We start from the raw sequence: 12131 nt of genomic DNA, 5'->3' as shown, positions 1-12131 counted from the left end.
CTCCCCTCATCAGGGATGGGTCGGCGAGATGACATCGCCGTAGCAGATCGCAAGCCGGGTTCCGATTGGGCTTTCGGGCCGACAGCGGCAACACTGCTCCTGTGACGTCCCGTACTCCGCGCGACTCCCGGCTCCGACTCGTCCCCCGTCAACCGGTTGCGGCCGCCCGCCGGGCGGTGACAACCCGGGCCAAGCGCCCGGCGCCCCGCCCGCCCGAGGGCACGCCGCCGCCCGCGGAACTGGCCCGCCAGGCCCGTGCCGTGCTGGCCGGCGCGGCCCGGCTCGCCCGCTGGGCCGACAGCGTCGGTGCCGGCGCCGCCGGCGGCAGCCTGCGCGCCGGCCCGGACGGAGCGCTGCCGAAGGCCGCCGCGGAACGCGCCGCCGAAGCCCTGGGCCTGACACCGCAACAGGTCCGCACCGACTGGGACCGGGCCCGGCTGGCCGGGCTCGTCGAACTCCACGACGGCCTCGCCCGCCCCGGCTGGCGGCTGCGCGCCTGGGACCGCGACGACACCGCCGTACTGCGCGGCTGGGTCGCGCTCTTCGACGCCTGGTCGCTGGCCCGGCCCGCACCGGCCGCCGCCGGCCCCGCGATAGTCGCCGAAGTCGTCGAGGCGCTGCCGCAGTTGCTGTCCTTGCTGCATCTGTCGGCCGGGCCCGTACGGCTGCCGGTGCTGCTCGACATGCTCGACCAGCGCGTCGCCGAACTGCGCACCGAACGCTGCGAGGTCCCCTACGGGCAGGACCCGGCAGCCCCGGGCAGTGCCGACGATGCCGCGGTGGCCGCCGACGACGCCGCGGGGGCGTCGCTGGCCGAGCTGCTGGACTGGTCGCTGGACGCACTGCGGACCGTCGGCGCGCTGGTGCCGGCGGACGGTGCCCGGGAGACCGCGCCCGACGCGTGCGAGGCACAGCTGACACCGCTCGGCAACTGGTCGGTGTGGGTCAAGCTGGAGCAGATCTGTGTCGCCGCGCAGAGCCCGGCGGGCAATATCGAACAGTCCGGGGAAGCGATGCTCCGCGGCTGCGCTCGGCTCACCCCGGGCCCGGCACGCGCCGAATACCGCGCCTGGCTCGCGGCCCGCTCCGTCGGCTCGGCCGTCGAGGAGCTGCTGACCGTGGCCCGTGGTGAGGACGCGCTGCTGCGCGGCCTCGCCTTCGAGGCGCTGCGGGCGGTCGGCGCACCGGCCGAGGCCGCCGTACGCGCCGCGGCCGACGAACCGGGCCTGCGGCCGTACGCCCTGCTGTGGCTGGTCGAGCACGAGGGCGGCGACCCGGAGACCGCGCCCGATGTGCTCACCCGCGAGGAGTCGACCTGGCTGTGGGTGGACACCGCCGCGGCCGTCGCCGACCACGGTGAGACCCAGCTGCTCGTACGGCACCTCGACTCGGCGGTCCAGGGCTCGGTGCCACGCCTCCTGGAGGAGGTACGCGCCGTCGGGCACCCCAGGACGGTCCAGGTGCTGGTGGCGCTGGCCGCGGCCCACCCGGACCCGGCCCTCGCCAAGGCCGTGCGCCGCGCGGCCTTCCAGGTCCACACGGGCGGCGTCTGAGCGCCGGGGCGGGGCGGCCGGGGAACCTCCGCGCGCGCAGGCACCGAAGCGGCAAGGGAGAGCTGCGTCACAGTCTCACGCGGGAGCCGCCCCGCCTCCGTCCCCGCCTGGCGCCGCTTGGTGCGCCACGACGTGCGACGGCGCGAACGGCCCGCTGTCCGGCGCACCCCACGGGCCGGTCCCGCCGCCCGCCGCCCGGAAAATCACTTGCCCCCGGCCGTTAGACTGCCTCCTATGGCAGTTCTCCTCTGGGTTCATTAGACGGCGCAGCCCGCTCTCGGACCGTCCGTCCAATCCGCCGTCTTCCTGCCCTGGAGCTTTTCCGTGATCACCGCTTCCGGCCTCGAGCTGCGCGCCGGCGCCCGCATCCTCATCGAGTCCGCTTCCTTCCGTATCGCCAAGGGCGACCGCATCGGCCTGGTCGGCCGCAACGGCGCCGGCAAGACCACGCTGACCAAGGTGCTGGCCGGCGAGGGCATCCCCGCCTCCGGCTCGGTCACCCGCGGGGGCCAGGTCGGCTATCTGCCGCAGGACCCGCGCACCGGCGACCTCGACGTGCTCGCCCGCGACCGCATCCTCTCCGCCCGCGATCTGGACACCGTGCTGCGCAAGATGCGCGAGAACGAGGACCGGATGGCCAACGGCAAGGGCGCCACCCGCGACAAGGCGATGAAGAAGTACGAGCGCCTGGAGACCGAGTTCCTGACCAAGGGCGGGTACGCCGCCGAGGCGGAGGCCGCGACCATCGCCGCCAGCCTCGGCCTGCCCGACCGCATCCTCGGCCAGCCGCTGCACACCCTCTCCGGCGGTCAGCGCCGCCGCGTCGAGCTGGCCCGGATCCTGTTCTCGGACTCCGACACCCTGCTGCTCGACGAGCCGACCAACCACCTCGACGCCGACTCCATCGTCTGGCTGCGCGACTACCTCAAGACCTACCGCGGCGGCTTCATCGTGATCTCCCACGATGTCGACCTGGTCGAGACCGTCGTCAACAAGGTGTTCTATCTCGACGCCAACCGCTCGCAGATCGACATCTACAACATGGGCTGGAAGCTCTACCAGCAGCAGCGCGAGGCCGACGAGAAGCGCCGCAAGCGCGAGCGGGCGAACGCCGAGAAGAAGGCCGCGGCGCTCAACTCCCAGGCCGACAAGATGCGGGCCAAGGCCACCAAGACCGTCGCCGCGCAGAACATGGCCAAGCGCGCCGACAAGCTGCTCGCCGGTCTGGAGGCGGTGCGCGCCTCCGACAAGGTCGCCAAGCTGCGCTTCCCGGACCCGGCACCGTGCGGCAAGACCCCGCTCACCGCCGAGGGCCTGTCGAAGTCCTACGGCTCCCTGGAGATCTTCACCGACGTCGACCTGGCCATCGACAAGGGCTCCCGGGTCGTCATCCTCGGCCTCAACGGTGCGGGCAAGACCACCCTGCTGCGCCTGCTGGCGGGCGTCGAGACCCCCGACACCGGCGAGGTCCGCGCGGGACACGGCCTCAAGCTCGGCTACTACGCCCAGGAGCACGAGACCCTGGACCCGGACCGCACGGTCCTGGAGAACATGCGCTCGGCCGCCCCGGACATGGACCTGGTCGCCATCCGCAAGACGCTGGGCTCCTTCCTCTTCTCCGGCGACGACGTCGACAAGCCCGCCGGGGTGCTCTCCGGCGGCGAGAAGACCCGGCTCGCCCTGGCGACGCTGGTCGTCTCCTCCGCCAACGTGCTGCTGCTCGACGAGCCCACCAACAACCTCGACCCGGCCAGCCGCGAGGAGATCCTCGGCGCGCTGCACACCTTCACGGGCGCGGTGGTCCTGGTGAGCCACGACGAGGGAGCGGTGGACGCCCTGGAGCCGGAGCGCATCATCCTGCTGCCCGACGGCGTCGAGGACCTGTGGGGCCAGGACTACGCGGATCTGGTCGCGCTGGCCTGACCGCGGCGGATGGATCATGCCGTATGGATCATTCGGCCGATGTGTGATCCATCATCTGAGTGAGAACGGCTCGTACACCGGCGAGCCTGCGGCCTGCGGCCGGGTCCTTGGGGCCCGGCCGTCGCCTTTTCGGCCGCACACCACCTGACCTGCCACTTCTCGCGGGCGGCCGGGTCCGGGCGGCCTTCCGCACAGCCGGAATGAGAGATTCCGGCCCGCTTGGCCGGGCGTCCGCCGGCAAAGGATGTCGTAACGACCTTGCGGAATGGGTGGCCAGGAAGCCGGGGAGGGGTGATCATGAGAGTCCAGAGCGCACTTCCCACGAGGAGGCACGGGTGGCCGAGACTCTGAAGAAGGGCAGCCGGGTAACCGGCGCCGCGCGCGAGAAGCTCGCGGCAGACCTGAAGAAGAAGTACGACTCCGGTGCGAGCATCCGGGCGCTGGCCGAGGAAACCGGCCGCTCCTACGGATTCGTGCACCGGATGCTCAGCGAATCCGGTGTGGTCCTGCGCGGTCGTGGCGGAGCCACGAGGGGCAAGAAGGCCGCCTCGGCCTGAGGCCCGCGACTCCGGGTACAGCGGTCTCCCCCCGGTCGGCCGAGCAGTCGACCGGGAGGTTACCGTTCAGTCACTTACGCACGCAGGTGCGGCTGGCTGACTCGGAGGCGCTCATGACTCTGCTCGACAAGGACGGCGTGCGGCTCACCGTTGACGGTGACATCGCCACGGTGACCCTCGCCAACGCGGCCAAGCGCAACGCGCAGTCGCCGGCCATGTGGCGGGCGCTTGCCGAAGCGGGGTCGCTGCTGCCGGGAAACGTACGGATCGCCGTGCTGCGCGGTGAGGGCAAGTCCTTCTCCGCGGGCCTCGACCGTCAGGCGTTCACGCCCGAAGGCTTCGACGGCGAGCCGTCGTTCATCGATCTGGCGCGCGGCACGGACAGCGCACTGGACGCCACGATCGCCGAGTACCAGGAAGCGTTCACCTGGTGGCGGCGCACCGACCTGGTGTCCATCGCCGCCGTGCAGGGGCACGCCATCGGCGCGGGCTTCCAGCTCGCCCTCGCCTGCGATCTGCGCGTGGTCGCACCGGACGTCCAGTTCGCGATGCGCGAGACCAGCCTGGGACTCGTACCGGACCTGACCGGTACCCACCCGCTGGTCGGACTGGTGGGCTACGCCCGGGCGCTGGAGATCTGCGCCACCGGGCGCTTCGTGCACGCCGAGGAGGCCGAGCGGACCGGTCTCGCCAACCTCGTGGTGCCCGGCGACCAACTCGATGCCACCGTGGCCGACTTGGCGGCCGCGCTCACCGCCGCGCCGCGCGATGCCGTCATCGAGACCAAGGCCCTGCTGGCCGGAGCCGCGGGCCGTACGTACGAGGAGCAGCGCCGCGCCGAGCGGGCCGCGCAGGCGCGCCGGCTGCGCGACCTCGCGGGCGTGGGGGAGTAGCGCCCACGGCGGTACCGCACCCGTTCACGTAACCCGAGCTGCCCGGCCGCGCACCCCACCGACGTGCCCGGCCGGGCTGGTTCGTCAGCTCGGCTCCACCGCCGTGACCAGCACGGCGACCGTCGAGGTCACGGGCGGCGCGGCCGCCACCGCCTGCCGTACGGCGCAGGCGACATCCAGCGCCCGGTGACCGGGCGCGATCGCCAGCTGGATCAGCGCATGCCCGTCCGTGAGCCGCACCGGACGGGACGGACCGCCGAGCACCGGCGCCAGCCGGGCCACGCCCTCGACGCCCCGCGCGACGGCGGCGATCCCCGCCGCGCCGTCCTGCGTCGCACCGGTCCGCTCACCCGTTACGGGAGCGGCGGGCGGAACCTCCTCCTGGGGAGCGGAGCGGGCCGACGCGGCCCCCGTCGTGGCCTCGTCCGCCTCCAGCAGTCCGCTGACCCGCAGATCCACCACGCCCACCACCAGCCCCAGTTCCCGGATCGACGCCTCCAGCAGCGCCGCGCGCACCTGGTCGGCGAGCACCGGCAGAGGCCGGTCGGCGACCGCGGCGAAGTCCGCCTCGATCCGCAGCGGGCCGGGCGGCAGCGCACTCGGCGGCGCCGGCACCGCCGGCTCCGGGGCGTGGCCGGGATCGGCCACGGACAGCCGCAGCGCGCCGAAACGGACACCGGCCGGTGTCCCGGCGGCGGCCCGCAGCGCTCCGGCGGCCGCCTGCTCGGTGATCCACGACCCGTCCCCGGGCCCGCCGAGCGGCAGCACCCGGCCGATGCCGAGCTGCGTCCGGACCGTCTGCGCCAAGTGGTTCACGGCCACCGCGTCACCCCTTTCCCGGAAGGTCCACGGACCGCTTCCCGGACACGTTCCGGACCCGCCCCCAGCCTGCCGCAGACCCGCCCCCACGGCAGGGTGCTGTGCCCGGTGGCGCCGTATGGAGCACTCGGCTGCCACATCCCCGGAGCAATCAGGGCATACCGGACCTAGTGTGGGGAACGGAGCGGGCGGACCGCTTCTCCCCGCGGAAAGGGATACGGCGATGACCGAGAGCCAGCAGCACGCAGAGGGCCCCAGGACGCCCGCCAAACGGGGCGGCGGCGACCCCGCCACCCGGGGGCGGACCACCATTGCCGACGGTGTCGTGGAGAAGATCGCCGGTCTGGCGGCCCGGGACGTCATCGGCGTGCATGCCATGGGCAGCGGCTTCGCCCGTACGCTCGGCGCCGTCCGGGACCGGGTGCCCGGCGGCGGCAGGTCCGCGACCGCGACCCGGGGCGTCAAGGCCGAGGTCGGCGAGGTGCAGACCGCGCTGGACCTGGAGATCGTGGTCGACTACGGCGTCGCCATCGCCGATGTCGCCCGGTCGGTCCGGGAGAACGTCATCTCCGCCGTGGAGCGGATGACGGGCCTGGAGGTCGTCGAGGTCAATATCGCGGTCAGCGACGTCAAGCTGCCCGACGAGGCAGACGAAGAAGAGGAAGCGGAGCCGCGGCTCCAGTAGCCGGGCCCGTCCGGAGTGGCAGCGAAGGAGCGCACGATGAGCATGGCCGTGGCCGGCCTCTTGGCCGGAATGGCGCTGGGCTTCGCCGGATACTTCGGTGGCTTCGGCGCCTTCATCCTGGTGGCGGCGCTGGGCGCCATCGGGTTCGTGGCCGGCAGGTTCCTCGACGGGGATCTGGAGTCCGGCGAGTTCTTCCGTCCGCGCAGCGGCGACCGCGACCGGCGGCGGTGAAGCCGGGTGGCGACGGTGTCCCCGGCCGCCGCTGCCACCGCCGTGCCGGCGGGTGAGCGGGGCGCGACCAGAATCGCGGACCGGGTGGTGGCGAAGATCGCCGCACGGGCCGCCCGGGAGGTGCTGCGCGGGGAGTCCCCGCGCGCCCGTACGGACGCCCATGCGACGGTGACCGTGCACCGGCGCGACGATCCCCGGATCTTCGGTGAGGCGCGGCTGCGGATCGCCGTGGAGCTGGGCTACCCCTCCGACATCGGCGGACAGTGCCGGGTGGTGCGCCGCCATGTCACCGAGCGGGTGAAGGCGCTGGCGAACATGGAAGTGCCCGAGGTCGCGGTGGAGGTCGAGCGTCTGCACTCCCCGCTGCTGGACCGTACGGACCGCGGGAGGGTGCGATGAGCGACGAGGAAGCGGAGCCGAACGCCACCCGGCGGCTGCCCACGCTCGACAAGACACCGGGCGAGGCGGACGCGGCGACTCCGCCCGCCGCGGACACCCCGTCCCCGGACACCGCCGGCCACGACCGGGTCCGGCGCTTCTGGTCGGCCCGCCGGGTGCCGGCCGCCCTGGTCGCGCTGGTGCTGCTGGCCGCCGCCGGCCTGTTGCTCTACGACGTGGCCGCGGTGCGCGCCGACCGCCCCGCGATGGCCTGGCGCCGTCGGCTCGCCCGTGAACTGGCCACCCGTCACCTCGACAACCCCTGGGTGCTGGGCGCCGCCGCGGTCGTCCTGGTGCTCGGCATCTGGCTGTTCGTGCTGGCCGTCACCCCCGGACTGCGCCAGGTGCTGCCGATGCGGCCGGCGGCGCCGGACCTGCGGGCCGGGCTGGACCGGGCGGCCGCCGCGCTGGTGCTGCGCGACCGTGCCATGGAGGTCGCCGGCGTCCAGTCCGTACGGATGGCCGTCAGCCGCCGCAAGGCGAAGGCGCACTGCGTCTCGCACTTCCGCGAACTGGACGAGGTCCGCGCCGATCTCGACACCTCGCTCGGCGAGGGCCTGCGGCAGCTGGGACTGGCACACGAGCTCCGCCTGACCGTGGACGTCCGGCGCCCGAAGAAGAGGTGAGCGAGCGATGCGCAGGGTCCGCGGAACGGTCAACCGGGTGCTGCTCGGCCTGACCGGTGTGCTGCTGTTCGGCGTGGGGGGCCTGGTGCTGCTCGGCGGCCTCGGTCTGCCCGCGAAATGGCACCTCGGACTGCCCGCCGGCTGGCCCTGGTCCCGCCCTGACGAGGTGCTGCTCCCCACGCGGCAGCGCACCCGCTGGACGGACCAGGGCTGGTGGTGGCCCGTCGTCATCGCCGCGCTGGCCGTCTTCGTGCTGCTGATGCTGTGGTGGCTGCTGACCCAGCTCCGGCGCCACCGGCTGAACGAGATCCTCGTCGACAGCGGCGACGGCGAGGGCGCCCTGCTGCGCGGCCGGGCGCTGGAGGACGCCCTCACGGCCGAATCGGAGGCGGTGGAAGGCGTCGACGGGGCCGGTGTGCTGCTGACCGGCCGCCGGAGCGAACCGCACGTACGGGCCGTGCTGGCGCTCGCCCCGCACGCCGATCCGGGGACCGTCCTCCGGCGGCTGTCCGACGAGTCGGTGGCGCACGCCCGCCGCTCGGCCGGGCTCGACCGGCTGCCGGCCGATGTCCGGCTGCGCGCGGTCAAGCACCGTCCCGAGCGGGTCAGTTAGGCGTGGGCACAGTGTCCCTGCTCCCGGGCCGGGCCAGCAGGGCGGCGGCCTCCCGGCGTGCCCGCCGCAGCCAGTCCGCGCGCGTCTCGTCGGCCGCATCGGTGACCGTGCGGAAGACGACCCGGCGCACATCGGTCACTCCCACGTACGGCAGGACGCAGGAAGCCCAGATGCTCTGCAGCGGGTCGCCGAACTCGCTCTCTTCGCGCTCGGCGGGTGTGTCGGAAGTGTTCAGCATCCTGACGGCCCGCCCCCCGTCAGAACCCGTGCCGGGCCCCGCCGTCCACCGGCACCATCACCCCGGTGACATACGACGCGGCGGGCGACAGCAGGAAGGCCGCGGCCCTGCCGAACTCCTCCGGCCGGCCGTAGCGGCCCAGCGGGATGGACGCGCAGTTGCGGGCGCGGGAGCCCTCCGGGTCGCCGGAGAGCGCGTCGAGCTGGGTCATCCGGTCGGTGGCGATCCGGCCGGGCAGGACGCCGAGGACGCGGATGCCGCGCGGCCCCAGCTCGTTGGCGAGCGACTTGGCGAAGCCGGCGAGACCGGGGCGGAGCCCGTTGGAGATGGTCAGTCCGCCGATCGGCTCGTGCACCGAGCCGGACAGCACGAAGCCGATCACACCGCCCTCCGTCAGCTCGGCGGCGGCCGCGCGGGCCAGCCGTACCGCGCCGAGGAAGACCGACTCGAAGGCCGACTGCCACTGTGCGTCGGTGTTGTCGGCGGCGGTGCCGGGCGCCGGGCCGCCCACGCTGATGAGCACCCCGTCCAGTCGGCCGAAGCGTTCCCGGGCCGCCGCGATCAGGCGGTCGGGGGCGTCCGCGTCGGCGTTGTCGGCGGCCACCCCCAGGGCCCGCTCACCGAGCGAGGCGGCCGCGGCGGCCGCGCTCTCCTCGGTGCGTCCGGTGATCACGACATGGGCGCCTTCGGCGACCAGTTCACGGGCGGTGGCGAAGCCGAGGCCGCGGGTCGCCCCGGTGACGAGGTACGTCCGGCCGGTGAGTCCAAGATCCATGGACCCTAGTGTGCCTGTGCCCCGTCCTGGAGGCCGAAGGCGGTCCCCACCAGGCCGATATGGCTGAAGGCCTGCGGGAAGTTGCCCAGCTGGCGCCGGGCGGCAGGGTCGTACTCCTCGGAGAGCAGCCCCACGTCGTTGCGCAGCCCCAGCAGCCGCTCGAACATCTCCTGTGCCTCGGCCCGCCGGCCGCTCAGCCGGAGCGCGTCGGCGAGCCAGAACGAGCAGACCAGGAAGGTGCCCTCGTCGCCCGGCAGCCCGTCGACCGAGACGCCCTCGGTGCTGTAACGGCGTACCAGACCGTCGTGCGTCAGCTCCCGGCGCACCGTGTCGATGGTGCCGAGGACCCGGGGGTCGTCGCCCGGCAGAAAGCCGACGCGGGGGATCAGCAGCGTCGCGGCGTCCAGTTCCCTGGAGCCGTAGAACTGGGTGAAGGTGCCCCGGTCGGCGTCATAGCCGTGTTCGCACACCTCGCGGCGGACCTCGTCGCGCATCGCCCGCCAGCGGTCGATGTCCCCGCCGAACCTCGGATACGCCTCGATCGCCCGCACCACCCGGTCGGCCGCGACCCAGGCCATGACCTTGGAGTGCACGAAGTGCCGGCGCGGCCCGCGGATCTCCCACAGCCCCTCGTCGGGGTCGCGCCAGGTGGACTCCAGGTAGTCCGCCAGCGCCCGCTGGATGCTCCAGGCGTGCTGCTCGGCGGGCAGTCCGGCCGAGCGGGCGATGTGGAAGGAGTCGAGGACCTCGCCGTAGACATCGAGCTGACGCTGTGCGACGGCGGCGTTGCCGATGCGTACGGGCGCGGAGTCGCAGTACCCGGTCAGCCACGGCAGCTCGGCCTCCGGCAGCCGCCGCTCACCGGCCAGCCCGTACATGATCTGCAGATCGTCGGGGGCGCCGGCCACCGCGCGCAGCAGCCAGTCCCGCCAGGCGCCGGCCTCGTCCAGATATCCGGCGGAGAGCAGGCAGTTCAGGGTGAGGCTGGCGTCGCGCAGCCAGCAGTAGCGGTAGTCCCAGTTGCGTACGCCGCCCAGCTCCTCGGGCAGCGAGGTGGTGGGGGCCGCCACGATGCCGCCGGTGGGCGCATAGGTGAGGGCCTTGAGGGTGATCAGCGAGCGGATCACGGCCTCGCGGTACGGCCCGTTGTAGCGGCAGCGCGCCGACCAGGCGTGCCAGTCGTCCAGGGTGTCCTGGAGCGCCGTGAACGGCTCGATCTGGGTCGGCCGGGGCTCATGGGAGGGGTGCCAGGTCAGCACGAAGGCGGTGCGCTCGCCCGCGGCGACGGTGAAGTCCGAACGGGTGCTGAAGTCCTTGCCGTAGGTGGTGCCCTGGGCCGGGGTGCGCAGCCATACGGAGTCCGGTCCGGCGATCGCCACCCGGCAGCCCTCGGTGGCGCGCACCCAGGGCACCACCCGCCCGTAGTCGAACCGCAGCCGCAGCACCCCGCGCATCTCGACGCTTCCGCTGAGGCCCTCGACGATCCGTACGACATCGGGCGCACGGTCGCGCTGAGGCATGAAGTCGGTGACCCGGACACTGCCCGTGGGCGTCTCCCAGACGGTGTCGAGGATCAGCGAGTCACCGCGGTAGGAGCGCTGGGCGCGGGCCTCGGAGGACCGGGGGGCGAGCCCCCAGTGGCCGTTGTCCTTGCCGCCGAGGAGGGCGGCGAAGCAGGCGCCGGAGTCGAAGCGCGGCAGGCACAGCCAGTCGATGGACCCGTCGCGGCCGACGAGAGCGGCGGTCTGCAGATCACCGATGAGCGCGTAGTCCTCGATACGTGGGTGCACTCAGCGCCTCTTCCCGCCCGGAGGAGGCGCTACGCCGTGGTGACGGCCGTCCGGGCTACGGCTTGGCCGGGGCCGGCGCCGCGTGGTCGCCGGCTGCCTCGGTCTCCCCGGAACCGGCGGGTTCGGCTTCCCCGGAACCGGCGGGTTCCGCGGTCCGTCCGCCGTCCCGCGCGGCCCCGGCGGCCTGGTCCTCCCGGGCCGCCTCGGCCTGCTCGGCCGCGGCCGTCACCCGGTCGCGGCGCTCACGGCGTACGAGGACGATCCAGCCGACCGGCACCGCCGCGGCGAACAGCCACCACTGGATGGCATACGCCATGTGCGGGCCGATGGAGTCGTGGTCCGGCTCGGGGACCAGCTCCGGGGTGTTGCCGGACGGCTCGGGTCCGGTCTGCTCGATGTAGCCGCCGAGCATCGGCCGGCCGGCCCGCTTCGCCTGCTCCTTGCTGTTGATCAGCATGACCTGGCGGGCGGGCAGGCCCTTGGTGTCCTTGATGCCACTGGCGGCGGTGGTCTCGTCGGCCATCATCCGGCCGGTCACGGTGACCTTGCCCCGGGGGGCGGCCGGGACGTCCGGGAACCGGGTGAGGTCGTTGCCGGCCGAGATCCAGCCACGGTTGACCAGCACGGCCTCGCCGTTGCCGAGGAGCAGCGGGGTCACCACGTAATAGCCGATGCTCTGCTCGTCGGCGGCGGTGCGCTGGCGGACCACGACCTCGTGCGCGGTGTCGTAGGTGCCGGTGGCGCTGACCGTGCGCCACATGTCGCGACGGGGCAGCTCCCGGCCGGGGGCCGTCAGAGAGGTGACCGGAACCGGGTCGGCGGCCAGGCTGCGCGCGATCAGCTGGTTCTGCGCGACCTTGTGCTCATGGCGGTGGAACTGCCAGTAGCCCAGCTTGATCATGACGGGGATCAGCGCAAGACCCACGAGGGTGAGGATCACCCACTGCCGGGACAACAGGAAGCGGTACACGGCCTTGACGGTACCTGGGG

The 12131-nt window shown here is 73.4% G+C and carries 14 protein-coding genes; 9 read left to right on the top strand and 5 right to left on the bottom strand.

Annotation, left to right across the window (positions count from 1 at the left end; all coding sequences use genetic code 11):
* Positions 1-101: 101 nt before the first annotated feature.
* The 4 genes from NUT86_RS10755 (at position 102) to NUT86_RS10740 (ending at position 4926) form a co-directional block, all read left to right on the top strand.
* Positions 102-1553, top strand: a complete 1452-nt coding sequence (locus tag NUT86_RS10755) for a hypothetical protein (RefSeq protein ID WP_109888919.1) — start codon at positions 102-104, stop codon at positions 1551-1553.
* A gap of 324 nt (positions 1554-1877) precedes the next feature.
* Positions 1878-3476 (top strand): ABC-F family ATP-binding cassette domain-containing protein, encoded by a 1599-nt coding sequence (locus NUT86_RS10750; RefSeq protein ID WP_018091806.1) that lies wholly within the window; start codon positions 1878-1880, stop codon positions 3474-3476.
* A gap of 335 nt (positions 3477-3811) precedes the next feature.
* Positions 3812-4033 carry a helix-turn-helix domain-containing protein gene (locus NUT86_RS10745; protein ID WP_006606369.1) on the top strand — a complete coding sequence of 74 codons (222 nt, stop codon included), beginning with the start codon at positions 3812-3814 and terminating at the stop codon, positions 4031-4033.
* A 113-nt stretch (positions 4034-4146) separates the two neighbouring features.
* The gene (locus NUT86_RS10740; RefSeq protein WP_026170000.1) at positions 4147-4926 is read left to right on the top strand and encodes an enoyl-CoA hydratase/isomerase family protein; all 780 of its coding nucleotides are present in this window, start codon (positions 4147-4149) and stop codon (positions 4924-4926) included.
* Between the two features lie 84 nt (positions 4927-5010).
* On the opposite strand, the gene NUT86_RS10735 is transcribed toward NUT86_RS10740, so the two are convergent.
* Positions 5011-5748 carry a hypothetical protein gene (locus NUT86_RS10735; protein WP_274734820.1) on the bottom strand — a complete coding sequence of 246 codons (738 nt, stop codon included), beginning with the start codon at positions 5746-5748 and terminating at the stop codon, positions 5011-5013.
* Between the two features lie 220 nt (positions 5749-5968).
* Here NUT86_RS10735 and NUT86_RS10730 point away from each other — a divergent pair, with 220 nt between their 5' ends.
* Genes NUT86_RS10730 through amaP form a run of 5 tightly spaced genes read left to right on the top strand, consistent with a single transcriptional unit; the run spans position 5969 to position 8338 of the window.
* Positions 5969-6430, top strand: a complete 462-nt coding sequence (locus NUT86_RS10730; protein ID WP_127150242.1) for an Asp23/Gls24 family envelope stress response protein — start codon at positions 5969-5971, stop codon at positions 6428-6430.
* Positions 6431-6466: 36 nt separating this feature from the next.
* Positions 6467-6661 carry a hypothetical protein gene (locus tag NUT86_RS10725; protein WP_109888913.1) on the top strand — a complete coding sequence of 65 codons (195 nt, stop codon included), beginning with the start codon at positions 6467-6469 and terminating at the stop codon, positions 6659-6661.
* Positions 6662-6667: 6 nt separating this feature from the next.
* Positions 6668-7060 carry an Asp23/Gls24 family envelope stress response protein gene (locus tag NUT86_RS10720; protein ID WP_018091801.1) on the top strand — a complete coding sequence of 131 codons (393 nt, stop codon included), beginning with the start codon at positions 6668-6670 and terminating at the stop codon, positions 7058-7060.
* A complete protein-coding gene (locus NUT86_RS10715; RefSeq protein ID WP_274734816.1) occupies positions 7057-7725 on the top strand; it encodes a DUF6286 domain-containing protein in 669 nt (222 codons plus the stop codon). Before NUT86_RS10720 ends, NUT86_RS10715 begins: the two co-directional genes overlap by 4 nt.
* 7 nt (positions 7726-7732) lie before the next feature.
* Positions 7733-8338: an alkaline shock response membrane anchor protein AmaP gene (amaP, locus tag NUT86_RS10710; RefSeq protein ID WP_274734814.1), complete on the top strand. Its 606-nt coding sequence runs from the start codon at positions 7733-7735 to the stop codon at positions 8336-8338.
* Here amaP and NUT86_RS10705 read toward each other — a convergent pair.
* Genes NUT86_RS10705 through NUT86_RS10690 form a run of 4 tightly spaced genes read right to left on the bottom strand, consistent with a single transcriptional unit; the run spans position 8331 to position 12111 of the window.
* The gene (locus tag NUT86_RS10705; RefSeq protein WP_274734812.1) at positions 8331-8576 is read right to left on the bottom strand and encodes a hypothetical protein; all 246 of its coding nucleotides are present in this window, start codon (positions 8574-8576) and stop codon (positions 8331-8333) included. The genes amaP and NUT86_RS10705 overlap by 8 nt on opposite strands.
* A gap of 19 nt (positions 8577-8595) precedes the next feature.
* A complete protein-coding gene (locus NUT86_RS10700; protein ID WP_159490276.1) occupies positions 8596-9351 on the bottom strand; it encodes an SDR family oxidoreductase in 756 nt (251 codons plus the stop codon).
* 5 nt (positions 9352-9356) lie between these two features.
* On the bottom strand, positions 9357-11141 hold the full coding sequence (locus tag NUT86_RS10695; RefSeq protein ID WP_274734810.1) for a glycoside hydrolase family 15 protein: 1785 nt from the start codon (positions 11139-11141) through the stop codon (positions 9357-9359).
* Between the two features lie 55 nt (positions 11142-11196).
* The gene (locus NUT86_RS10690) at positions 11197-12111 is read right to left on the bottom strand and encodes an SURF1 family cytochrome oxidase biogenesis protein (protein ID WP_274734808.1); all 915 of its coding nucleotides are present in this window, start codon (positions 12109-12111) and stop codon (positions 11197-11199) included.
* Positions 12112-12131: the final 20 nt, after the last annotated feature.

This window comes from Streptomyces sp. G7(2002), assembly GCF_028870195.1.
GTDB lineage: Bacteria > Actinomycetota > Actinomycetes > Streptomycetales > Streptomycetaceae > Streptomyces > Streptomyces nigrescens.
This window is presented reverse-complemented; position numbering and strand designations above follow the sequence as displayed.

Coding starts and splice junctions, on each gene's coding strand:
- amaP (WP_274734814.1), top strand. CDS start 7,733: ATGCGCAGGGTCCGCGGAACGGTCAACCGGGTGCTGCTCGGCCTGACC.
- NUT86_RS10715 (WP_274734816.1), top strand. CDS start 7,057: ATGAGCGACGAGGAAGCGGAGCCGAACGCCACCCGGCGGCTGCCCACG.
- NUT86_RS10700 (WP_159490276.1), bottom strand. CDS start 9,351: ATGGATCTTGGACTCACCGGCCGGACGTACCTCGTCACCGGGGCGACC.
- NUT86_RS10730 (WP_127150242.1), top strand. CDS start 5,969: ATGACCGAGAGCCAGCAGCACGCAGAGGGCCCCAGGACGCCCGCCAAA.
- NUT86_RS10725 (WP_109888913.1), top strand. CDS start 6,467: ATGAGCATGGCCGTGGCCGGCCTCTTGGCCGGAATGGCGCTGGGCTTC.
- NUT86_RS10705 (WP_274734812.1), bottom strand. CDS start 8,576: ATGCTGAACACTTCCGACACACCCGCCGAGCGCGAAGAGAGCGAGTTC.
- NUT86_RS10740 (WP_026170000.1), top strand. CDS start 4,147: ATGACTCTGCTCGACAAGGACGGCGTGCGGCTCACCGTTGACGGTGAC.